Source organism: Streptomyces abyssalis (assembly GCF_001751365.1).
Lineage (GTDB): Bacteria > Actinomycetota > Actinomycetes > Streptomycetales > Streptomycetaceae > Streptomyces > Streptomyces abyssalis.
The window spans coordinates 39,083-62,148 of sequence record NZ_LJGT01000039.1 but is presented as its reverse complement, the minus strand read 5'-3'; the positions used below and the strand labels follow the sequence as shown (position 1 = coordinate 62,148).

The window sequence follows — 23,066 nt, the reverse complement described above, 5'->3', positions numbered from 1 at the left end:
TCCGCGGGGCGAGGGCTCACGCGTCCCGCAGTGCGTCCCTGTGGGCCCCGCCCGAACCCTCGACGATGTCCGCGAGCGACTGCGGCTCCCGTACGGGCGCGAAGTTCACCGCGGAGTCCGCCGTACCCGCACGGCCGGACCCGGCCCCGGACCCTGACTCGGGCCCCTGTCCGCCGCCGGACACCGTGAAGCCGTAGACCCCCGGCCACGGCAGGGAGTTGTAGCCGAACGGGTTGGAGAAGTAGTAGGCGCCCGTGTCCAGGAGCCCCACGTGGTCGCCCGCCTCCAGGCGCGGCAGCATCCGGTCGCGGGCCACCAGGTCGCCCGCGAAGCAGCACGGCCCCGCGACGTCCTGAGCGGCCTCGTCGCCGTGCTTGGGCCCGCCGCCGGCGTCGTACGCGGCGACCCGCAGCGGCCAGGCGTCCGGCGTGAAGACCGTACGCACCGCGATCTGTGCGCCCGCGTGGGTGACCGCGATGGGCCGCCCGCCCGCCGACTTCGCGTACTCCACGCGGGCGAGGACCGTGCCCGCCTTGGCCAGCAGCGCACGCCCGAACTCGGTGACGATGCCGTACCGCCCGTCGAAGAGCCCGGGCACGGTCGCGGCGAGCAGCCGCGCGTACTCGTCGAACGAGGGCGTCATCTCGTCGCTGCCGAAGTTGACCGGGAGCCCGCCTCCCAGGTCGAGGGTGTCGATCTGGCGCCGGCCGGTGGCCGCGTTGATCTCCTCGGCGAGTTCGTACGTGGCCCGCGCGCCCTCCGCCATCAGCTCCAGCGGCATGCCCTGCGAGCCGACGTGCGAGTGGAGCCGGGTCAGCCAGGGGCGTTCCCGGTATGCCCGTACGACCCATTCGCGGGCCCCCGGGTCGTGGAGCGCGACGCCGAACTTCGAGGTCGCGGTGGCGGTGCTCATGGCCCCGATGGCGCCCTCGCCGATCTGCGGGTTGACGCGGAGGCCCACCGGCGAGGGAGCGGGCCCGCCGGGCGTGATCAGCCCGTCGAGGCGGGCCAGCTCCTCCGGGTTGTCGGCGTTGAGGGCGATGCCGAGGACGAGGGCCTCACGCAGCTCGCTGACGGTCTTGGCGGGGGAGTCCAGCACCGTCTGCCCGGCCGGTACTCCGGCCGCACGGGCCAGGGCCAGCTCGCCCGGGCTGGCGACCTCGGCGCCGATGCCCTCGTCGGCGAGCAGCCGCAGGACGGGCACGAGCGAGGCGGCCTTCACGGCGAAGGTGTGCTGGACGCTCTGGCCGAGGGCGCTCACGCCGTCGAACGCGGCGCGGAGGGCGCCGGCGGCCTCCCGTATCGCCTGGACGTCGAGCAGTGCGGCGATCGGATGCCGGTCCTCGGTGACCAGGCCCTGCTCGACGGCGGCGCGTACGGCCAGGTCGCGGCGTGCGGCGAGCGCGGCCGCCCCGGCGGAGGCCGCGGCAGGGGCGGATGCCGCGGCGGTCTCAGGGGCCGTGGAAGCCGGAGAGCCCGCGGAGCCCGAGGAGGCTGCGAAGGCAGTGGTGGCGGGGCTGCTGCTTGAGTCGTGCATACGACAAGCCAAACACGTCCGCGTCCCGCAGGGGTCTGGACCACTCGCGATGTTGACTAGGTCTATTCACTCCGTAGAGTGTGTGAATAACTGACTGCCGGGGGAGCCGGGACAGCACACACCAGGGAGGCACGGGAGATGTCAGGACCGCGACCCGTACGGGCGCCGCGCGGCAGCGAACTGAGTGCCCGGGGGTGGCCGCAGGAAGCCGCCCTGCGGATGCTGCAGAACAATCTCGACCCCGAGGTCGCCGAACACCCCGACAACCTCGTCGTCTACGGCGGCACGGGCAAGGCCGCCCGCGACTGGGCCTCCTTCGACGCCATGGTCCGCACGCTGCGCACCCTCGGCGACGACGAGACGATGCTGGTGCAGTCGGGCCGCCCCGTGGGCGTCATGCGCACGCACGAGTGGGCGCCGCGCGTGCTGCTCGCCAACTCCAACCTCGTCGGGGACTGGGCCAACTGGGAGGAGTTCCGGCGGCTGGACGCCCTCGGGCTCACCATGTACGGGCAGATGACGGCCGGTTCGTGGATCTACATCGGCACACAGGGAATCCTGCAGGGCACGTACGAGACGTTCGCCGCCGTCGCCGCCAAGAGGTTCGGCGGCACCCTGGCAGGCACGATCACGCTGACCGCGGGGCTCGGCGGCATGGGCGGCGCGCAGCCGCTCGCGGTGACGATGAACGGCGGCGTGGCCGTCTGCGTCGAGTGCGATCCCTCGCGCATCGAGCGCCGCATCGGCCACGGCTACCTGGACGTGCGGGCCCATTCCCTCGACCACGCACTGGAGTTGGCGACGAAGGCCCGCGACGAGCGCCGCCCGCTCTCCGTCGGCGTGCTCGGCAACGCCGCCGAGGTGGTGCCGCAACTGCTCGACCGGGGCGCCCCGGTCGACATCGTCACCGACCAGACCAGCGCGCACGACCCGCTGGCGTATCTGCCCGTGGGCGTCGACTTCGACGACATGGCGCGGTACGCGGCGGACAAGCCCGCCGACTTCACCCGGCGGGCGCGGGAGTCGATGGCCCGGCACGTGGAGGCGATGGTCGGCTTCATGGACGCGGGTGCCGAGGTCTTCGACTACGGCAACTCCATCCGGGGCGAGGCCCAACTGCACGGCTACGGGCGGGCGTTCGACTTCCCCGGCTTCGTACCGGCGTATATCCGGCCGCTGTTCTGCGAGGGCAAGGGCCCCTTCCGCTGGGCGGCGCTCTCGGGCGATCCGAAGGACATCGCGGCGACGGACCGCGCGCTGCTGGAGCTGTTCCCCGCGAGCGAGTCCCCGCAGAACGAGTCGCTCGCCCGCTGGCTGAGGCTCGCCGGTGAGCGTGTCCACTACCAGGGGCTGCCTGCCCGCATCTGCTGGCTCGGCTACGGCGAACGGGACCGCGCGGGCGAGCGCTTCAACGACATGGTGGCGAGCGGTGAGCTCTCCGCGCCGCTGGTGCTGGGACGCGACCATCTGGACTGCGGCTCGGTGGCCTCCCCGTACCGGGAGACCGAGGCGATGCTCGACGGTTCGGACGCGATCGCCGACTGGCCGCTGCTGAACGCCATGGTCAACGCCTCGTCCGGGGCGACCTGGGTCTCGATCCACCACGGCGGCGGCGTCGGCATGGGCCGCTCGATCCACGCCGGGCAGGTCACGGTGGCCGACGGGACGGCGCTGGCGGGGGAGAAGCTGCGCCGGGTGCTGACGAACGACCCGGGCATGGGCGTCGTACGGCATGTGGACGCCGGGTACGAGCGTGCCGAGGAGATCGCCGCCGAACGGGACGTGCGGGTGCCGATGCGGGAGGGCACGCGGGGCGCGCCCGGCGCGGATGCCGCGGCCGGTGGCGGCGGGACCCACGGCGACGGTGGTGAGGCCGCGTGACCTCGCGGAACGGTGAGGGCGCCGAGACATCCCCGCGGAGCCCCGCCGGGGCAGGCGGCGGCGCCGGGTGCGAGGCCGGGGCCGCGTCCCCGGCAGGCACGGGTGCTCAGGCCACTGCGGGATCGGAGTCCGGAACCGGGGCCGCGCGGACGCCCGGCGCGTCGGGCGCAGCGGACTCGTCGGGTCCCGCGCGCCGCTCCGTCGACGGCGACCCCGTACCGGGTGTGGGCGGTCGTGGCGACCGCGCCCCGGCGTCCGGCCGGAGCGGCGGCCGTGGGGAGCGGCCGCCCGTCGTCCGTACGGAGCCACGCCTGCCGGGCGCACAGGCGGCCCCGGGTCCGCCCGCGCCCGCCTCGTTCCACGAGATGTGGCGGGACCTGGCTCCCGTCGGCCGGCACCGGGACAGCGGCGGCTACCGCCGTTACGCGTGGACGGGCGCGGACGCCGACTGCCGCGCGTGGTTCCGCGCCCAGGCCGAATCCCGCGGCCTGGCCTGCGAGTCGGACCGCAACGGCAACCAGTGGGCGTGGCTGGGTGTACGGAGCGCGGAGGAGATCGCCCTCGGGAACGCCGTCGTCACCGGCTCCCACCTGGACTCGGTTCCCGACGGAGGCGCCTTCGACGGCCCGCTGGGCGTCGTCTCCGCCTTCGCCGCGCTCGACGAACTGCGGGCCAGGGGCGCCCGGTTCACGGCACCACTGGGCATCGTCAACTTCACGGACGAGGAGGGCGCACGCTTCGGGCTTGCGTGCGTCGGCTCCCGTCTCAGCGTGGGCGGGCTGACGCCGGAGCACGCGCGGGAGCTGCGCGACGGCGACGGCGTCACCCTGCCGCAGGCCATGGAGCGTGCGGGGCAGGACCCGGACGCGATCGGTCCCGATCCCGAACGGCTCGCCCGCATCGGCGCGTTCGTCGAACTCCACATCGAGCAGGGACGTGCTCTCGCCGGCCCGCGCGCCCTGGACGCCGCCGGGCCGGGCGGCTGCCCCGTGGGCGTGGCCTCGGCGATCTGGCCGCACGGCCGCTGGCGGTTCGACTTCCACGGCGAGGCCAACCACGCGGGCACCACCCGGCTGGAGGACCGCCGCGACCCGATGCTCACCTACGCCGGCACCGTGCTCGCCGCCCGCGCGGAGGCGGAGCGCGCCGGGGCCCTCGCGACCTTCGGCAAGGTCGCCGCCGAACCCAACGGCGTCAACGCCATCCCGTCCCTCGTGCGGGGCTGGCTGGATTCCCGCGCCCCGGACGAGGAGACCCTCGCCACCGTCGTCGCCGGCATCGAGCGCGCGGCGGCACGGCGGGGCGAGGCGGACGGCGTCCGGGTCGGCGTCAGCCGCGAATCCTTCACGTCCGTCGTGGAGTTCGCACACGGCCTGCGCGACCGGATCGCACGGCAGCTCGGCGGCGCTCCGCTGCTGCCGACCGGCGCGGGACACGACGCGGGAATCCTCTCCGCGTCCGTCCCGACGGCGATGCTGTACGTACGCAACCCCACCGGCGTCTCGCACTCGCCCGCCGAATCCGCCGACGAGGACGACTGCGTGGCCGGGGTGAGAGCACTCGCCGACGTGCTGGAAGGGCTGGCCTGCCGATGACATCCCCCTCCCCAGAGGGCCCGTCCCACGAGGGCCCGGTGCCCGCCGCGCCCGCGGAGGCGGGCCCGGCCCCGGCCCGTACGTACTGGTGCGCGTACGCCTGGCTGAACGGCACCGTCGAGCCGGAGGTCGTCGTCGAGACCGGCGCGGACGGCAGGATCACGGCCGTACGGACGGGAGCCGGAGCACCGCCCCAGGGCGCCGAACCGCTGCGGGGCCTGACCCTGCCGGGCCTCGCCAACGCGCACTCGCACGCCTTCCACCGGGCGCTGCGCGGCGCCGTCCAGGTCGGCTCCGGTACCTTCTGGACCTGGCGCGAGCTGATGTACCAGGTCGCCGGCCGCCTCACGCCCGACTCGGCCTACGCCCTGGGCCGCGCGGTCTACGCGGAGATGGCGCTGGCGGGCATCACCTGCGTCGGCGAGTTCCACTACCTGCACCACGCGCCCGGCGGCGAGCCGTACGACGACCCCAACGCCATGGGCCACGCCCTCATCGCCGCGGCCGCGGACGCCGGAATCCGCATCACCCTCCTCGACACGGCCTACCTCGCCTCCGGCTTCGGCCGCGGCGGCCGGGGCGAGCCGCCGAACCGGCAGCAGCTCCGCTTCTCCGACGGTACGGCCGCGGCATGGGCGGAGCGTGCCTCCGCGCTGCGCACCGGGGACGGCGGGCACGCGCGTGCGGGCGCCGCGATCCACTCCGTACGGGCAGTTCCCGCAAGGGAGTTGGGCCCGGTGGTGGAGTGGGCGGAGGAGCGGTCGGCGCCGCTGCACGTCCATCTGTCAGAGCAGACCGCCGAGAACGACGCCTGCCACCAGGCACACGGCTGCACGCCCACGCGGCTGCTGGCCGACCACGGGGTTCTGGGGCGCCGTACGACGGCCGTCCACGCCACCCACCTGACCGACGAGGACATCAAGCTGCTCGGCGACGCCTCCGCCGGCGTGTGCATGTGCCCGACCACCGAACGCGACCTCGCCGACGGCATCGGCCCCGCGCCGCGGCTGGAACGCGCCGGCGCCACGCTCTCGCTGGGCAGCGACAGCCACGCCGTCGTCGACCTCCTGGAGGAGGCGCGGGCGATGGAACTGGACGAGCGCCTGCGTACGCGCACCCGCGGCCACTGGACGGCGGCCCAGCTCCTGCGCGCCGCGACGGAGGACGGGCACCGGGCACTGGGCTGGCCCGAAGCGGGCCGCCTGGAGGCCGGGATGCTCGCCGACTTCACGACGGTGTCCCTGGACTCCGTACGCACGGTGGGGCCCGCGCCGCGGATGGCCGCCGAGGCGGCGGTCTTCGCGGCGACGGCGGCCGACATCCGCCACACGGTCGTCGGCGGCCGCCACGTGGTCCGGGACGGCCGCCACGCATCCGTCCCGGACGTCTCCGCGTCCCTCTCCGAGGCGATCGGTGCCCTCCACTGACCGCCGCAGCGACCATGATCACGGCTCGCCGCACGCGCCGGAGGCCCGTCGGCTGCGGATGCATGCCGCGTTCGGGCGGGCTCGGGGCCCTGGGCGTCCGCTGTTCCTGCGCCGCTGCTCGGCGACGGCGTACGGGTGCGCGCCCGCCGGGTGGCGTGCGGCTGCTGCGTGGCGTCGCCGGGAGCCACGTCAGGGCCTGGCCAGGTATGCCTCCGTGCCGTTGCGGCTCGTGGCTGCGCCGCCCGCTGCGGACGCGTTCCCGGGGCGCGGGCGCCCGGGCCTGCGCGGGCCTTGCGATCAACGAAACCGTCTGCCCGGCAGGCCGGGCCGGGCCGCCGGGGGCTGCGGAGCGGGTCCCTCGCTGGGACCGGGGCCCCGTGCAACGCCTGGACCCGGGCGGGCCAGGACGCGCGGTCGTGCAGGGGGCTGGGCGGCCGAGGAAGGAACGGGCCGGGGTCCGGAGTACCTGGGGCAGCGGGGGGGCAGTGCCAGGCACCCCGGCTCCCGGAAGGCCCGGACGCGGCCGAGCCAGGCGGCCCGGGAAGCGGGCAATCGCGTCCCGGAGGGTTCCGCGCCGGGGTCCGGGCCCGGAACGCCCTCGCGGGGAGCCCGCTTCCCGCTGGGCTTCGACCTGGCGGAGTCGGGAGGCGGACAGCCGGGGTGCCCCGCGCCGCCGAGGGCCCGGCACCTGGCGTGGCCGGGAGGCACGCGCCTCGGGCCGAGGCCCGGGGAGGCTCCCGCCCCGGCGGAGCCGGGAGGGTCCGGCAACCGGGCGAACCCCGCGCCGCCGGGGGCCCGGCACCTGGCGAGGCCCCGTGAGGCCCGCACGTACCCGGAAGGCACAGCGCCCAGCGACCACGCGAGGAAGCCAGTCATGACCAGCACCGTCATCACGAACATCCGCACCCTGGTGACCAACGACCCCGCGCTCGGCGACGGCGGCCCGCTCGGCCTCGTCGAGGACGCCGCCGTCGTCCTCGACGGCGACCGGGTCGCCTGGGTGGGCCGCGCGGCCGACGCGCCCGCGGCCGACTCCGCGTACGACGCCGAAGGCCGCGCCGCACTCCCCGGCTTCGTCGACTCCCACTCCCACCTGCTCTTCGGGGGCGACCGTACGGCCGAGTTCAACGCCCGCATGTCCGGCCGCCCTTACACCGCGGGCGGCATCCGTACCACCGTCGCGGCGACGCGCGAGGCCGGCGACGACGAACTGGCGCGCAACCTGCGCCGGTTCCTCGACGAGGCCCGCCGCCAGGGCACGACCACCATGGAGACCAAGTCCGGCTACGGCCTCACCCCGGAGCAGGAGTCCCGCGCGCTGCGTGTGGCCGCCGGGCAGACCGACGAAGTCACGTACATGGGCGCCCACATCGTCGCCCCGGAGTACGCGGACGATCCCGCCGCGTACGTCGACCTCGTCACCGGGCCGATGCTGGACGCCTGTGCGCCGTACGCCCGTTGGGTCGACGTGTTCTGCGAGAAGGGCGCGTTCGACGGCGACCAGGCCCGTGCCGTACTCACCGCGGGCCGTGCGAAGGGCCTCGTCCCCCGCATCCACGCCAACCAGCTCTCTCCCGGGCCCGGCGTCCGGCTCGCCGTCGAACTCGGCGCCGCATCCGCCGACCACTGCACACACCTCGGCGACGCCGACGTGGACGCCCTCGCCGACGCGGAGGAGACGGTCGCCACCCTGCTCCCGGGGTGCGAGTTCTCGACGAGGGCCGTCTATCCCGACGCGCGCCGTCTGCTGGACGCGGGCGCCACGGTCGCGCTCTCCACGGACTGCAACCCCGGTTCGTCGTTCACGTCCTCGATGCCGTTCTGCGTGGCGATCGCCGTACGCGAGATGGGGATGACGCCGGACGAGGCCGTCTGGTCCGCCACGGCGGGCGGCGCGCGCGCTCTTCGCCGCACCGACGTCGGACGCCTGAGCCCCGGTGCCCGCGCCGACCTGACCCTCCTGGACGCCCCCTCCCACGTCCACCTCGCCTACCGTCCGGGCGTCCCCCTCACCACCCGCGTCTGGCACCGGGGCACTCCCGTCGCCATGTGACCCGCACACGACGAAGCGGGCCGCCCCGGTCACGTACCGGGGCGGCCCGCTCGCTCGTACCTCGGGAGCCCGCGCGAGGCGCGGGGCCCGGAGTCACTCGTCGATCATCAAGCCCTTGCGCAGTCTGTTCAGCGTGCGGGAGAGCAGCCGGGAGACGTGCATCTGGGAGATGCCGAGCTCCTCGCCGATCTCGCTCTGCGTCATGTTGGCGACGAACCGCAGCGAGAGGATCGTGCGGTCGCGGGGCGGGAGTTCGGCGATCAGCGGCTTGAGGGACTCGACGTACTCGATGCCCTCCAGGCCGTTGTCCTCGTAGCCGATGCGGTCCGCGAGCGCGCCCTCGCTGTCGTCCTCCTCGGGCTGCGCGTCCAGAGAGCTGGCGGTGTAGGCGTTGCTCGCCGCCATGCCCTCGACGACCTCCTCGACGGAGATGTCCAGCCGCTCGGCCAGTTCTTCCATCGTGGGTGCGCGGTCGAGGTTCTGGGCCAGTTCGTCGCCGGCCTTGGCCAGGTCCAGGCGGAGTTCCTGGAGGCGGCGCGGGACGCGTACGGACCAGGAGGTGTCCCGGAAGAAGCGCTTGATCTCGCCGACGATCGTCGGCATGGCGAACGTCGGGAACTCGACACCACGGTCCAGGTCGAACCGGTCGATCGCCTTGATCAGGCCGATCGTGCCCACCTGGACGATGTCCTCCATCGGCTCGCTGCGGGAGCGGAAGCGGGAGGCCGCGAACTTCACCAGGGCCAGGTTGAGTTCGACGAGCGTGTTGCGTACGTACGCGAACTCGTGGGTGCCCTCGTCCAGCTTCTCCAGGCGCTTGAAGAGGGTCTTCGACATGGCCCGCGCATCGACCGGGCCCACCTCGGCGTACGGTGGGATCTCCGGGAGCTGGAGCTGGTCGAAGATCTCCTCGACCGCTTCCGGGCTCGTGGGTTCCGGCACCTCTACCGGGCCGAACTGCTCCTCGCTGAGCTGTTCCGGGAGGGCCGGGCCGGTGACGGTGTCCGGTATCCCTTGATCGAGCCTGGGTGACATTGTGGTGTCCTCCATCATTCTCGGCATATGGCTGCCGAAGCCGTGACGTGCACTACGAAGGTGCGGCGCCTCCAAAGCCGACGTGTTTCTGTATTCCTATACGCCTACCCGCTCGCGTACGTGCATGGCAAGTGCTCAATGTCCGAATTTGCCCCAATGTGTGGCTTGTTCGTCTACCGGTACTGCCGGTGAAGGCGTAGGGTTCGAGTCGGTTCACGGGGGCAGAAGAGACGGCGCTTTGGCGATCAAGAGGGGTGTACATGGACCGCGGGATGCCCGGCAGCACGAGCCGGGGTCGGCTGACGGTCGACGTACGGCACCAGGGGGGCAGTGCCGTCGTGACTCCCGAGGGAGAGCTCGATCACTCCACTGCGGACCTGTTCAGCGAGGCGCTGGAGCAGGCGCTCGCGGAGGGCGGCAGCCGGCTGGTGGTGGACTGCGCGGGGCTGCAGTTCTGCGATTCCACCGGGCTGAACGTGCTGCTCGGGGCCCGGCTGCAGGCCGAGTCCGCCGGTGGCGGCGTCCACCTCGCCGGGATGCTGCCGGTCGTCGCCCGGGTCTTCGAGATCACGGGCGCGAGCGCGGTGTTCACGCTCCACGAGGACCTCGACGCCGCGCTGGCCAATGTGGCCGAGGCGTGACGCGGTTCGCCGGGCGTGTGTACGGGCCGCTACGCGGGAGTTACACGTGTCACATCACTCGGTCCGCATCAGTGGGTGTTCTCACGGTTCCGTAGGGCAGGAGATCCTCTGAGCCAGCCAGACGGACAGTCCCAGATGGACAGTCAGACACTCGCGATTCTGCTGCTCGCCGGCCTGGCCCGGCGACGAGAGGCACTATCGGTGATCGGTGAGGTGAACCACTGATGAGCACCACCCGGCCGTCTCCGGCGGGCGACTGCGGTCCGGAGCCTGAGGGCGCCGCGACGGCGGCGGCCCAGTCCGGGGCCGGGAGCACCGGGGCCGGGGCCTTGACAGGCATGTCCGGGGCGGCGTCGGGGCCGTCCGGGGCGGCGGGTGCCGCAGGCGGGCCCGAGCGGCCCGGTGCGCAGGGCAAGACAGCCCAAGCCGATCAGGCGGACGAAGCCGGGCAGGACGAAGCGGCGGGCGGTGCCGGCGGGAGTGGCCCGTCGAGTCCCGCAGGCCCTTCCAGCCCCTCCGGTCCGTCGGTGCAGCCGGAGGGCGTCTCCACGGCCGCTGCCGCGTCGCACACCGCCCCGGCGGGCGGGCACGGGCGGAGCGGCCGTACGGCGGAGGGCGGCCCCGCGGGGGCCCAGCAGACCGGCAAATCCGTACAGGGAGAGACCGGGAAGGGTCATCCGATGCGCCAGGTGCGCAGGCTGCGCCTGGTCGGCGTCAGCGGTGCCGTGCCCCGTGCCCGTGACTTCGTACGCCAGGCGCTGCAGGACTGGGGCTGGCTGCCAGCGGCCACCGGTGACCAGCGCGCCGCCGCCGAGGACGTCCTGCTGGTCGTCTCCGAGTTGGTCACGAACGCGTGCCTGCACGCGGACGGGCCCGAGGAGTTGCGCGTCGGCAGCGGCGCCGAGGTGCTGCGGCTGGAGATCGTCGACCAGGGGAGCGGCTCGCCCGCGCCGCGTACGCCGCACCGTGCCGGACGCCCGGGTGGGCACGGCATGTTCATCGTGCAGCGGCTCTGCCTGGACTGGGGCGTGGTCCGCAACCCGGAGGGCCTGGGCAAGACGGTCTGGGCGGAGCTGGCCGCTCCGGGCTGAAACGACGCCCGCAGCGCCACCCGTACCGGCCTGCCCCGTTCAGCCGTCCAGCGCGCCGATCGTCGCGACCGAGGGTCCGCGCCGGCCGCGCAACTCCCGTGCCACCGCTTCCGCGTCGCCCAGCACGCGCACCGCGTTCCGCCACGTCAGCTTCGCCAGGTCCTCCTCCGACCAGCGCCGCCGCAGCAGTTCGGCGACGAGGTTCGGGTAGCCGGACACGTCCTCCAGCTGCGACGGCACGAACGCCGTGCCGTCGTAGTCGCCGCCGATGCCGAGATGGTCGATGCCGGCGACCTCGCGCATGTGGTCCAGATGGTCCGCGACGGTGGATGCGTCCGGGACCGGACGCGGGTGCTCCCGCTCGTACGCGCGGTGGACGCGCATGCCTTCCTCGCCCGTGTCCAGCGGATGCAGGCCGTGCGCCCGCATGTTCTCCTCGGCGTCCTTCGTCCATGCGACGGCCGCCGGCAGCACGAACTTCGGCACGAACGTCGCCATCGCCACACCGCCGTTGCGCGGCAGCGCCTCCAGCACGTCGTCGGGGATGTTGCGCGGGTGGTCGCACACCGCGCGGGCCGAGGAGTGCGAGAAGATCACGGGCGCCTCGCTGACGCGCAGTGCGTCCCGCATCGTGGAGGCCGCGACGTGTGAGAGGTCGACGAGCATCCCCGACCGGTTCATCTCCCGTACGACCTCCTCGCCGAAGCGGGTGAGGCCGCCGTGGCGCGGCTCGTCCGTCGCCGAGTCAGCCCAGTCGGTGTTGTCGTTGTGCGTGAGCGTCATGTAGCGCACGCCCAGCTCGTGGAACGCGCGCAGCGTGGCAAGCGAGTTGGCGACGGAGTGCCCGCCCTCGGCGCCCATGAGGGAGGCGATGCGGCCCTCGGAGCGCGCCTTCTCCATGCCTTCCGCGGAGAACGCGAGCCGGAGGTCAGCCGGGTGCCGGTCCGTCAACTGCCGTACGACGTCGATCTGTTCGAGACAGGCGCTCACGGCGGCGTCCCCGGCCAGCTCCGTGCTGACGTACACTGACCAGAACTGGGCGCCGACGCCGCCCGCCCGCAGCCGCGGGATGTCGGTGTGCAGATGCGCCGACTGGTCGAGGGCGATGTCGCGGCGCGAGATGTCGTACGAGACCTGCGTGCGCAGCGCCCACGGCAGATCGTTGTGCCCGTCCACGACCGGGTGAACCGCGAGCAGTTCGCGCGCCCGTGCCAGCAGCGCCGGATCGGCGGCCGCTCCGCCGCCACCGGTCATCAGTTGCCCCCGAAGCCGAAACCGGCCCGGCCGGCGGCGACCTTGCTGCGCAGCCGCCGGCCCTTCTCGGCCGCCTCTTCGTTCAGCTCGTCCTGGAACCGCCGCATGCGCTCCTGCAGTTCGGGGTCGGCCGCCGCGAGCATCCGTACGGCCAGCAGGCCCGCGTTGCGCGCGCCGCCCACCGAGACGGTCGCGACGGGCACGCCCGCGGGCATCTGCACGATGGAGAGCAGGGAGTCCATCCCGTCCAGGTACTTCAGCGGCACCGGCACGCCGATCACCGGCAGCGGCGAGACCGAGGCGAGCATGCCGGGCAGATGGGCGGCGCCGCCGGCGCCCGCGATGATCGCGCGGAGTCCGCGTGCGGCGGCCTCCTCGCCGTACGTCACCATCTCGCGCGGCATGCGGTGCGCGGAGACCACGTCCGCCTCGTAGGGCACCTCGAACTCGTCCAGCGCCTTTGCGGCTTCCTCCATGACCGGCCAGTCGGAGTCGGAGCCCATGACGAGGCCGACGAGCGGGGATTCAGACGTCATTCCGTGATCGTTCCTCGCAGGTATCCGGCGGCGTGTGCGGCGCGTTCGCGTACGTCGGCCAGGTCGTCGCCGTAGGTGTTGACGTGGCCGACCTTGCGGCCGGGCTTCACGTCCTTGCCGTACATGTGGATCTTCAACTGCGGGTCGCGCGCCATGCAGTGGCGGTACGCCGAGTACATGTCCGGGTAGTCGCCGCCGAGCACGTTCGCCATCACCGTCCAGCGCGCGCGGGGGCGCGGATCGCCGAGCGGAAGGTCGAGCACGGCGCGCAGGTGGTTGGCGAACTGCGAGGTGACCGCACCGTCCTGGGTCCAGTGACCGGAGTTGTGCGGGCGCATCGCCAGTTCGTTCACCAGCACGCGCCCGTCGGGTGTCTCGAAGAGCTCCACCGCCATGTGCCCGACGACGCCGAGCTCCTGGGCGATCCGCAGCGCCATCTCCTGCGCCTGTACGGCCTCGTCGTCGGGAAGTCCGGGCGCGGGCGCGATCACCGTGTCGCAGACGCCGCCCACCTGGACGGACTCGACGACGGGGTAGGCGACCGCCTGCCCGTGCGGCGAACGCACCACGCAAGCGGCGAGCTCGCGTGCGAAGTCGACCTTCTCCTCGGCCAGCACGGGCACGCCCGCCTTGAAGGGGACGGCCGCCTCGGCGGCGGTGCGCACGACCCAGACGCCCTTGCCGTCGTAGCCGCCGCGCACCGTCTTCAGCACGACGGGCACGGGGAAGCCGGCGTCCTGCGCCGCGCCGTCCGCGCCCGCTCCGTCCGCGTCGGCGACCTCCGCCGCGAAGGCCGCGACGTCCGCCGGGTCCCGCACGATGCGGTGCCGCGGGCAGCCCACGCCGAGGCTGTCGAGCCGCGCCCGCATGACGCCCTTGTCCTGGGCGTGCACGAGCGCGTCGGGACCGGGCCGTACGGGGATGCCGTCCGCCTCCAGCGCCCGAAGGTGCTCGGTCGGTACGTGCTCGTGGTCGAACGTGATCACGTCGCAGCCGCGAGCGAAGTCACGCAGAGTAGCGAGGTCGTTGTGGTCGCCGACCACCACGTCGCGCACGGCCAGCGCCGCGGAGTCCTGGGGAGTGCCGGACAGGAGCCTGAATCTGATGCCGAGCGGGATGCCCGCCTCGTGGGTCATGCGGGCTAGCTGGCCGCCACCGACCATGCCGACTACGGGGAACGTCACAACCTCAGCGTATCCGTACGCGTCTCCACGCGTAGCGCGGCGGGTGACCGTACGCAGCGCGGCAGGGGCCGCCGTGGAAGGCACCGCTCACGGCCTCCGGGCCGACGCGCCGCCCGGTCACCTGCCCGCACGGGCCGCGGTCCGCCGCGCTGCGAGAGCTGATGCGTGCTGGTTAGCATGTGGCCTGGGGGAAGGACGACGGCGACCGGAACGGGGAATCGGCACCATGGGTGACTGGAGAGCAGCGCGCACCCTGAGAGGGCTGCGCACCCGGCTCGAACGGCTCGTCCGGGAGGCGGCGAAGTTCGGCACCGTCGGTGCGGTCGGTTTCCTGGTGAACGTGGCCGTCTTCAATCTGTGCATCCACACTTTCCAGTTGGCGCCCATCCGCTCGGGTGTGATCTCCCAGGTCGTCGCGATCGGCACCAACTACCTCGGCAACCGCTACTGGACGTACCGGCACACCGACAAGCGCCAGATCCAGCGCGAGACCGTCCTTTTCTTCTTCTTCAGCGGCATCGCGCTCGTCATCGAGAACGCCGTCCTCGCCGTCTCGCACTACGGTCTGGGCTACACCTCGCCGCTCGCGGACAACATCGCGAAGAACGTCGTGGGCCTCGGCATCGGCACGGTCTTCCGCTTCTGGACGTACCGCACCTGGGTCTTCCGCTCCCGTTCAGGCCGCATTCTCGCCGGTTCGGCCTCGGCCGACGGTCTCCCGGCTGAGGAAAAGGGCAAAAACCGGCGGGTGGTGCTGAAGTAGCTCCAGCCGTCCGCCGTCGGCCTCCGCCAGATCGCGGGCGACGGCGAGGCCGAGGCCGGTGGAGTTGTGGCCGCTGACGGTCCGTTCGAAGACGCGTGAGCCCAGTCCGGAGTCCACGCCGGGGCCTTCGTCCGTCACCTCCACGACGACCTGGTTGCCGGTCACGCGGGTACGCAGCGCGACCCGTCCGGCGCCGTGCATCAGGGAGTTCTCGATGAGCGTGGCCAGCACTCCCGCGATCGCGCCCGGCGTGCCCACGACCCGCAGCCCCGGCTTTCCGGAACGTACGATCGCGCGTCCCGCGCTTCTGTAGGCGGGCTTCCACTCCTCCACCTGCTGCTTGATCACCTCGTCGAGGTCGAGGCCGACGGCCGAAGCGGAACGCGGGTCGCGGGAGTTGGTCAGCAGACGCTGCACGACGTCGGTGAGCCGTTCGACCTGGGCCAGCGCGATCGTCGCCTCCTCCTTGACGGTCGCCCGGTCGTCCGGGTCGTCGGTGTCGGCGGTGGCGATGATCTCCTCCAGCCGCATCGACAGAGCGGTCAGCGGCGTACGCAACTGGTGCGAGGCGTCCGCGGCGAGCCGGCGCTCGGCCGTCAGCATCCGGCCGATCCGGTCGGCGCTGCCGTCCAGCACGTCGGCCACGCGGTCCAGTTCGGGCACGCCGTAGCGCCGGTGCCGTGGGCGGGGGTCGCCCGAGCCGAGGCGTTCGGCGGTCTCGGCGAGGTCGGTGAGCGGAGCGGCGACGCGGTGCGCCTGGCGTACGGCGAGGATGGCCGCGGCCGCGACGGCGAGCAGTGCGACCGCGAGGATGATCAGCAGCGTGCGGTTGAGCTCGTCCTGAACCGTGCTGTATCCCTGCCGTACGGTGATGCGCTCGCCGTGCGCACCGGTCTGCGACGCCTCGATGACCCTGCCCTCGCGGCGCTTGCCCAGGGTGATGGACTTCTTGCCCGGCACGTCGATGCGGACGTGCCGGTTCTCGGGCACGGCGTTGTCCATGGTCGCGGGGGACACCTGCTCCCCGGCGACGATGCGGCTCTCCACGACGGAGACCAGCTGCACGGCCTCCGATTTCACGCTGTCGCGGGCGCTGTTCTCGATGGAGCGGGACTCGACGAGGATCAGGGAGATGCCGAACACGGCGACGACGACGAGCACGACGGCCAGCGTCGAGAGGATCAGCCTGCGCCGCACGTGCAGCCCTCCACGCCGTTACTCAGCTCTTCTCGAACCGGAACCCGACGCCGCGCACGGTGGCGATGTAGCGCGGGTTCGCCGCGTCGTCGCCGAGCTTCTTGCGGAGCCAGGAGATGTGCATGTCGAGGGTCTTGGTGGACGACCACCACGTGGTGTCCCAGACCTCGCGCATGAGCTGGTCGCGGGTGACGACCCGGCCCGCGTCCCGTACGAGGACGCGCAGCAGGTCGAACTCCTTGGCCGTCAGCTGGAGTTCGTCCTCGCCCATCCACACGCGGTGCGAGTCGACGTCGATGCGCACGCCGTGGGTGGCGGGCGGGGCCGCGGGCTCGGCGGCCGTGCCCCGGCGCAGCAGCGCACGTACGCGCGCGAGCAGCTCGGCCAGGCGGAACGGCTTGGTGACGTAGTCGTCGGCGCCCGCGTCCAGACCGACAACGGTGTCGACCTCGTCGGCGCGTGCGGTGAGGACGAGTACGGGGAAGGCGTGCCCCTCGTTGCGCAGCCGGCGGCAGACCTCCAGGCCGTCCATGCCGGGCAGACCGAGATCGAGCACCACCAGGTCGATGCCGTCCTTGAGTCCTGCGTCGAGCGCTCCTGGGCCGTCCTCGCGCACCTCGACCTCGTATCCCTCACGGCGCAGCGCGCGGGCCAGGGGCTCCGAGATCGCGGCGTCGTCCTCGGCGAGCAGTACACGGGTCATGGGCCGATGGTAGTCCTCGTCGCCGAGCGTAAGGCCGGTCCCTGTCAACCAGCGCGAATCGTCGGAGATGCGAACTCGTTACCTTCGAATTGACTGGGATTTTACTCCCGGTGCCTGTGATCTCGCTCCCATTCCCTTCCGCCGCCGGTACCCCCGTGACGTATGGTGAGCCGACTTCCGGCGTGATCACCCAGGGGACGGACGGACCCCGGCGGAGTCAGTGCGGTGGTGATCCTGTGTCGTCGGCCGTCTGCGCGTCATGCGCCGCCGGCCGGCCGGTCCGGCGGCGGACTTCCGCCCACAGGGGGCGGACGAGCACGCGCGCACGATCCTGTCCCCCGCTGCCGGGCCTCAGGAACGTCGCTGCGCCAGGACCCTCCCGTCACCTCCCGGCCTCGGGGACGTACGGCGGAAGCCGCACCAACTGTCCCCAGTGCCGGGCCCCGCGCTGTGAGAAGCACGCAGGGCTGCACCGGACGCCTGCGGCACCCCGCCGGCGGCCGGCACCGGCCCCCTTCTCACACAGCGAGGAAACCCCCCACATGGCGTCCACAACGTCCAAGGACGCGCCGCAGCAACCGCCTGCGGCCGACGGCAAGACCTTCTTCGGTCACCCCCGCGGTCTCGCCACCCTCTTCATGACCGAGATGTGGGAGCGCTTCAGCTTCTACGGAATGCGCGCCCTGCTCGTCCTCTATCTGACGGCCGCCGTCACCGAGGGCGGCATGGGCATGGCCCCGGCCACCGCCGTGGCGCTCTACTCGGTCTACAACGCCACCGTCTATCTGATGGCGATGCCGGGCGGCTGGCTCGGCGACCGCGTCTGGGGGCCGCGCAAGACGGTCGCCATATCGGCGTTCGTGATCATGATCGGCCACGCGCTGCTGGCCACCGGCGTCAACGCGCTCTTCTTCGCCGGTCTCGCCTTCATCGGCGTCGGTTCCGGCCTGCTGAAGGCCAACATCTCCACGATGGTCGGCCACCTCTACGCGGGCCCCAACGACCCCCGCAGGGACGGTGGATTCACCGTCTTCTACATGGGGATCAACATCGGCGCCTTCGCGGCCCCGCTGCTCATCGGCTGGGCCGGTCAGAAGGTCAGCTGGCACCTGGGCTTCGGGCTCGCAGCGGTCGGCATGGCCCTGGGCCTGATCCAGTTCCTGGTCGGCACCCGGCAGCTCCCCGCCCAGTCCAGCGTCGTACCGCAGCCCCTGGATGTGAGCGAGCGCAACAAGGCCATCCGCAACACCCTGATCGCCGCGGCCGTGACGGGCGTCTTCTACACGGCCGTCGTGCTCGCGGAGGCCTTCACCATCGACTGGGTGCTGTGGCCGCTGAGCATCGCGGGTCTGGTGCTCCCCACGTACTACTTCGTGAAGATGCGGCGCGACCGCGAGGTCACCGAGGACGAGCGGAAGAAGCTCGGCGGTTACATCTGGTTCTTCGTCGCGGCGGCGATCTTCTGGATGATCTTCGACCAGGCCGGTTCGACGCTGAACCTGTTCGCCGAGAAGAGCACCTCGACCGACCTGTTCGGGATCGAGTTCCCCACGAGCTGGTTCCAGTCGGTCAACCCGCTGTGGGTGATGATCCTCGCTCCCGTCCTGGCGGCGCTCTGGGTCAAGCTCGGCAGCCGCAACCCGGCGACCACGACGAAGTTCTCCTTCGGTCTGATCGGCATCGGCGTCTCCTTCGGCGTGATGATGCTCGCCATCGCCTCGGCCTCCGGCGGCGACAAGGTGACGCCGCTCTGGCTGATCACCGTCTACCTGCTGCAGACGCTCGCGGAGCTGTGCCTCTCGCCGGTCGGGCTGTCGGTCACCACGAAGCTGGCGCCCGCCAAGTACGCGAGCCAGCTCATGGGTGTGTGGTTCCTGGCGGTCACCGCGGGCGACTGCGTCTTCGCCATCGTCCAGCTCGTACTGGGCGACGCGGCGAGCAGCACGACGAGCTTCGGGATCCAGGGCGTCCTCGCGGCGCTCGCGGGCGTCGTCTTCCTCATGGCCCGCAAGCGGATCAACCTGCTGCTGGGCACCGTGAAGTAGCACCGCGCCGCCCCTCGAGCGGCCTGTCCGGCGGCCCCGGTTCCGTACACGCGGAGCCGGGGCCGCCGCACGTCCGGCCCGCGGCTGCCGGTCACGGAGAGTGCTGTTGCGGCTCGGACGAGGGGCCCTGACGCTGGTGAACGTGCACAGACTCCCCGTCCTCCTCGTGACGTGTCTGGCGCTGATTCTCTGCACGTCGCCCGTGGTGCGCGGCGGCCAGGAGCGCGAGCCGTCCGGGCAGTCCCGGCCCGAACCGGAGCGTCGCACGTACTCCTACGGCCCGCTGCCGCGGCAGAAGCTGGTCGCCTACAGCGACGGGAACCCGGCACGACCCGGCCCGCTCCGTACGGGCGTCGTCATCGTGCACGGGGGCTTCTGGTACCAGGACCGGTCGGCCGGCTGGAACATGTGGGCACGGCGGATCGCCGGCGCCGGGCCTGCCGTCTTCAACCTCGGCTACCGCCGCAACACCGACGCCGCCTGGCCCGCCCAGCGCGTGGACGTGCTGCGCGCGGTGCGCTGGATCGGCCGGCACGCACGGCAGTTCGGCGTGGACCCGCACCGGATCGTCCTCCTCGGCTCCTCGGCGGGCGGGCAGCTCGCCACGAGCGCCGGTGCGTACGGGGCGGGGCGCCGGCACCTCGCAGGAGTCGTCGCGCTCTCACCGGTCGTGGACCCCTACCGCTCCTGGAGTACGGCGAACGCACCCGACGGCGACAGCGCGGGCATGGCGGTGCTGCGCGCCAACGCCGCGCGGCTGGCGGGCTGTGAGCCCGACCCGCCGCACGGACAGCAGGAGCGCGGACAGCAGCGGGGCGGGACGCACGAGGGCCGCGGGACGGAGCGGAAGGCCGCGCTGTGCCGGCGCGTGTGGCAGGACATGTCGGCGACGGAGCACGCCTCGGGAGCCGACGATCCGCCCATGCTGCTGATCCACTCCCGGCACGACTTCGTACCCGTCGCCCATTCGGAGGCGCTCCGTGCGGCCGAGCTGCGGCGCGGCATGGCACCGGGCGACATCACCGTCGCGACGGTGCCGGGCGCGGAGCACGGCGGCGGGCTGCTGACCAGGTCCGGTGTGGAGAAGATGGTGATGAGCTGGATCGCGGCGCGCACACCGGTGTCCGGCGACGCCGGACGCGGCGGCGGTGCCTCCGGCGCCGGCGGTACGCACGGCTGAGGGCGCCCCGCGGGGGAGCGCCCTCGTCCTGCTGTGTGCCCTGCTGTGCGTGGTACGCGCCGCTGGGGTGCCGTCCTGGACGTGACAGCCCGACCCGCCTACGGCAGGTTGCGGGCCATCACGATCCGCTGGACCTGGTTGGTGCCTTCGTAGATCTGCGTGATCTTGGCGTCGCGCATCATCCGCTCGACGGGGTAGTCGCGCGTGTAGCCGTAGCCGCCCAGCAGCTGGACCGCGTCCGTGGTGATCTCCATGGCCGCGTCCGAGGCGTAGCACTTGGCCGCCGCGCCGAAGAAGGTCAGGTCCTCGCCCTCGCCGCCGAGGGCGATGCGCTCGGACTTCGCGGCCGCCGCGTACGTGAGCTGACGGGCCGCCTCCAGCTTCATCGCCATGTCGGCGAGCATGAACTGCACGCCCTGGAAGTCCCCGACCGGCTTGCCGAACTGCTTGCGCTCCGCGACGTAGCCCTTGGCGTAGTCGAGGGCGCCCTGCGCGATGCCGAGGGCCTGGGCCGCGATGGTGATGCGGGTGTGGTCCAGGGTCAGCATGGCGGTGGCGAAGCCCGTGCCCTCCTCGCCGAGCATGCGGTCGGCGGGGATGCGCACGTTGTCGAGGTAGACCTCGCGGGTCGGGGAGCCCTTGATGCCGAGCTTCTTCTCCGGGGCGCCGAAGGAGACCCCCTCGTCGTCCTTCTCGACGACGAACGCGGAGATGCCCTTGGTGCGCTTGTCCGGGTCGGTGACGGCCATGACCGTGTAGTAGTCGGAGACGCCGGCGTTGGTGATCCAGCGCTTCACGCCGTTCAGGACGTAGTGGTCGCCGTCCCGTACGGCCTTGGTCTTCATGCCGCCCGCGTCCGAACCGGCGTCCGGCTCGCTCAGGCAGTACGAGAACATCGCCTCCCCGGCGGCGAGCGGCGAGAGATACCGCTTCTTCAGCTCCTCGGAGCCGGAGAGGATCACGGGCAGCGACCCGAGCTTGTTGACCGCCGGGATCAGCGAGGAGGACGCGCACACACGGGCGACCTCCTCGATGACGATGACCGTCGCCAGCGCGTCGGCGCCCGCGCCGCCGTACGCCTCGGGCACGTGCACGGCGTGCAGGTCGTTGGACTCCAGCGCGTCCCGGGCCTCCTGCGGGAAGCGGGCCTCCTCGTCCACCTCGGTGGCGAAGGGCGCGATCTTCGCCTCGGAGAGGGCGCGCACCGAGTCCCTGAGCATGTCGTGCTCTTCGGACGGCCGGTAGAGGCCGAAGTCAGCGGCTGCGCTTTTTCCCGATGACGCCAAGGTGTCTCACTCCTCATCAGCTGTGCTGTGCCGGCACCGCGCGGGCATCTGCTAATTACCGTTAAGTAACCCGAATTCTAGGGCCCGCCGGGCCGTCCGTGATACGTGAGTTTCGCGACAGGCGGCCCCCGATATGCTGCGCGGGCAGCGTTTCCGGAGCGCCCCGAGCGCCGTCCGCGTCGTCCTACAGGAGCAACCCAATCATGGCCAACAGGGCACCGCTCAAGATCACAGTGATCGGCACCGGCTACCTCGGCGCCACGCACGCCGCCGCCATGGCCGAACTCGGTTTCGAGGTGCTGGGCCTGGACATCTCGCCGGAGAAGGTCGCGATGCTGGAGCGCGGCGAGACCCCGATGTACGAGCCGGGTCTCGAGGAACTGCTGCGCAAGCACGTCGCCGGGCATCCGGATTCGAGCGGACGGCTCCGCTTCACCACCTCGTACGAGGAGGTGGCGGAGTTCGGCGACATCCACTTCGTCTGCGTCAACACCCCGCAGAAGCACGGTGAGTACGCGTGCGACATGAGCTATGTCGACAGCGCGCTGGAGTCGCTCGCGCCCCGTCTGACGCGGCCCGCTCTCGTCGTCGGCAAGTCGACGGTGCCGGTCGGCAGCGCGGCCCGGCTCGCGGAGCGGCTGACGGAGCTGGCACCCGTCGGTGAGGACGCTGAGCTGGCCTGGAACCCGGAGTTCCTGCGGGAGGGCTTCGCCGTGCAGGACACCCTGCACCCCGACCGCATCGTCGTCGGCGTACGCAGCGAGCGCGCCGAGCAGCAGCTGCGCGAGGTGTACGCGACGCCGCTCGCGGAGGGTTCGCCCTTCGTCGTCACCGACTTCCCGACGGCCGAACTGGTCAAGACGTCCGCCAACTCCTTCCTCGCGACGAAGATCTCCTTCATCAACGCCATGGCCGAGGTGTGCGAGGCCGCCGACGGCGACGTGGTGAAGCTTGCCGAAGCCATAGGGCACGACGACCGCATCGGCAAGAAGTTCCTCCGCGCCGGCATCGGTTTCGGCGGCGGCTGCCTGCCCAAGGACATCCGCGCCTTCATGGCCCGCGCCGGAGAACTCGGCGCGTCCCAGGCCCTGACGTTCCTGCGCGAGGTCGACTCCATCAACATGCGGCGCCGCGCCCAGATGGTCGAGCTGGCCCGTGACGCGGTGGGCGGCACCCTGCTGGGCACGCGCATCGGCGTCCTGGGCGCCACCTTCAAGCCGGACTCCGACGACGTACGGGACTCGCCCGCGCTGAACGTCGCCGGCCAGCTGCATCTGCAGGGCGCACAGGTGACGGTCTACGACCCCAAGGGCATGGAGAACGCCCGGGCGCTCTTCCCGACCCTGCGCTACGCGCCGAGCGCGCTGGACGCGGTGCGCGGTGCGGACGCCGTCCTCCACCTGACGGAGTGGCGGGAGTTCCAGGAGCTGGACCCGGCCGCGCTGGGCGAGGTCGTGGCCGTACGGCACGTACTGGACGGCCGCAACACCCTCGATCCGGTGCTGTGGCGCAAGGCGAACTGGAAGTTCCGCGCGCTGGGCCGCCCCACGGCGTAGCGCGCGTGGCGGCGCGGCCGCGGTCCTGCGCCTGAGTCGGCGCCGCGGGCCGTCCGTGCCTTGCGTACGGACCCGCCGCGCCATGGCGCGGCGCCGCCGCCT

The 23,066-nt window shown here is 72.4% G+C and carries 18 protein-coding genes; 10 read left to right on the top strand and 8 right to left on the bottom strand.

Annotated features, from left to right (window positions below; translation table 11 throughout):
• Window positions 1–16 precede the first annotated feature (16 nt).
• Entirely contained in the window at window positions 17–1,537 is a 1,521-nt protein-coding gene (locus tag AN215_RS14655; RefSeq protein ID WP_079123054.1) for a type III PLP-dependent enzyme domain-containing protein, read from the bottom strand.
• A 138-nt stretch (window positions 1,538–1,675) separates the two neighbouring features.
• Between AN215_RS14655 and hutU the strand changes: the two genes are divergently transcribed.
• The 4 genes from hutU (at window position 1,676) to hutI (ending at window position 8,493) form a co-directional block, all read left to right on the top strand.
• A complete protein-coding gene (gene hutU, locus AN215_RS14650) occupies window positions 1,676–3,418 on the top strand; it encodes a urocanate hydratase (protein WP_079123053.1) in 1,743 nt (580 codons plus the stop codon).
• A 365-nt stretch (window positions 3,419–3,783) separates the two neighbouring features.
• Window positions 3,784–5,013, top strand: coding sequence for an allantoate amidohydrolase (locus AN215_RS14645; RefSeq protein WP_070013938.1), 1,230 nt, complete (start codon window positions 3,784–3,786; stop codon window positions 5,011–5,013).
• Window positions 5,010–6,440, top strand: coding sequence for a formimidoylglutamate deiminase (locus tag AN215_RS14640; RefSeq protein ID WP_107374376.1), 1,431 nt, complete (start codon window positions 5,010–5,012; stop codon window positions 6,438–6,440). Before AN215_RS14645 ends, AN215_RS14640 begins: the two co-directional genes overlap by 4 nt.
• Before the next feature lie 874 nt (window positions 6,441–7,314).
• On the top strand, window positions 7,315–8,493 hold the full coding sequence (hutI, locus tag AN215_RS14635; protein ID WP_070031183.1) for an imidazolonepropionase: 1,179 nt from the start codon (window positions 7,315–7,317) through the stop codon (window positions 8,491–8,493).
• Window positions 8,494–8,586: 93 nt separating this feature from the next.
• Here the strand turns inward: hutI and AN215_RS14630 are convergent, their stop codons facing one another.
• Entirely contained in the window at window positions 8,587–9,528 is a 942-nt protein-coding gene (locus AN215_RS14630) for an RNA polymerase sigma factor SigF (protein ID WP_070013483.1), read from the bottom strand.
• Window positions 9,529–9,788: 260 nt separating this feature from the next.
• Here AN215_RS14630 and AN215_RS14625 point away from each other — a divergent pair, with 260 nt between their 5' ends.
• Together AN215_RS14625 and AN215_RS14620 are read left to right on the top strand one after the other, a co-directional pair.
• Window positions 9,789–10,169 carry an STAS domain-containing protein gene (locus tag AN215_RS14625; RefSeq protein WP_070013939.1) on the top strand — a complete coding sequence of 127 codons (381 nt, stop codon included), beginning with the start codon at window positions 9,789–9,791 and terminating at the stop codon, window positions 10,167–10,169.
• Between the two features lie 527 nt (window positions 10,170–10,696).
• Window positions 10,697–11,260: an ATP-binding protein gene (locus AN215_RS14620; protein WP_079123066.1), complete on the top strand. Its 564-nt coding sequence runs from the start codon at window positions 10,697–10,699 to the stop codon at window positions 11,258–11,260.
• A gap of 39 nt (window positions 11,261–11,299) precedes the next feature.
• Here AN215_RS14620 and AN215_RS14615 read toward each other — a convergent pair whose 3' ends face one another.
• From AN215_RS14615 to AN215_RS14605, 3 genes are read right to left on the bottom strand one after another with little or no spacing between them, the layout of a single operon-like run.
• Window positions 11,300–12,514, bottom strand: coding sequence for a dipeptidase (locus tag AN215_RS14615; protein WP_070013484.1), 1,215 nt, complete (start codon window positions 12,512–12,514; stop codon window positions 11,300–11,302).
• Window positions 12,514–13,050 carry a 5-(carboxyamino)imidazole ribonucleotide mutase gene (gene purE, locus AN215_RS14610; protein WP_070013485.1) on the bottom strand — a complete coding sequence of 179 codons (537 nt, stop codon included), beginning with the start codon at window positions 13,048–13,050 and terminating at the stop codon, window positions 12,514–12,516. Before purE ends, AN215_RS14615 begins: the two co-directional genes overlap by 1 nt.
• Complete coding sequence (locus tag AN215_RS14605) at window positions 13,047–14,213, bottom strand: 5-(carboxyamino)imidazole ribonucleotide synthase (RefSeq protein ID WP_245694505.1); 1,167 nt, start codon at window positions 14,211–14,213, stop codon at window positions 13,047–13,049. The genes purE and AN215_RS14605 overlap by 4 nt, the downstream gene beginning before the upstream one ends.
• Window positions 14,214–14,460: 247 nt before the next feature.
• Here AN215_RS14605 and AN215_RS14600 point away from each other — a divergent pair, with 247 nt between their 5' ends.
• The gene (locus AN215_RS14600; RefSeq protein ID WP_070013487.1) at window positions 14,461–14,997 is read left to right on the top strand and encodes a GtrA family protein; all 537 of its coding nucleotides are present in this window, start codon (window positions 14,461–14,463) and stop codon (window positions 14,995–14,997) included.
• Here the strand turns inward: AN215_RS14600 and AN215_RS14595 are convergent.
• Window positions 14,911–16,194 (bottom strand): ATP-binding protein, encoded by a 1,284-nt coding sequence (locus AN215_RS14595; protein WP_070013488.1) that lies wholly within the window; start codon window positions 16,192–16,194, stop codon window positions 14,911–14,913. The two genes, AN215_RS14600 and AN215_RS14595, sit on opposite strands and share 87 nt — an antisense overlap.
• Before the next feature lie 22 nt (window positions 16,195–16,216).
• On the bottom strand, window positions 16,217–16,897 hold the full coding sequence (locus AN215_RS14590; RefSeq protein WP_070013489.1) for a response regulator transcription factor: 681 nt from the start codon (window positions 16,895–16,897) through the stop codon (window positions 16,217–16,219).
• A gap of 542 nt (window positions 16,898–17,439) precedes the next feature.
• Here AN215_RS14590 and AN215_RS14585 point away from each other — a divergent pair.
• Together AN215_RS14585 and AN215_RS14580 are read left to right on the top strand one after the other, a co-directional pair.
• The gene (locus AN215_RS14585; RefSeq protein ID WP_070013490.1) at window positions 17,440–18,942 is read left to right on the top strand and encodes a peptide MFS transporter; all 1,503 of its coding nucleotides are present in this window, start codon (window positions 17,440–17,442) and stop codon (window positions 18,940–18,942) included.
• 106 nt (window positions 18,943–19,048) lie between these two features.
• The gene (locus AN215_RS14580) at window positions 19,049–20,122 is read left to right on the top strand and encodes an alpha/beta hydrolase (protein ID WP_070013491.1); all 1,074 of its coding nucleotides are present in this window, start codon (window positions 19,049–19,051) and stop codon (window positions 20,120–20,122) included.
• 98 nt (window positions 20,123–20,220) lie between these two features.
• Here the strand turns inward: AN215_RS14580 and AN215_RS14575 are convergent, their stop codons facing one another.
• A complete protein-coding gene (locus AN215_RS14575; RefSeq protein ID WP_275521341.1) occupies window positions 20,221–21,408 on the bottom strand; it encodes an acyl-CoA dehydrogenase in 1,188 nt (395 codons plus the stop codon).
• Window positions 21,409–21,611: 203 nt separating this feature from the next.
• Here AN215_RS14575 and AN215_RS14570 point away from each other — a divergent pair, with 203 nt between their 5' ends.
• On the top strand, window positions 21,612–22,964 hold the full coding sequence (locus tag AN215_RS14570) for a UDP-glucose dehydrogenase family protein (protein ID WP_070013492.1): 1,353 nt from the start codon (window positions 21,612–21,614) through the stop codon (window positions 22,962–22,964).
• Window positions 22,965–23,066: the final 102 nt, after the last annotated feature.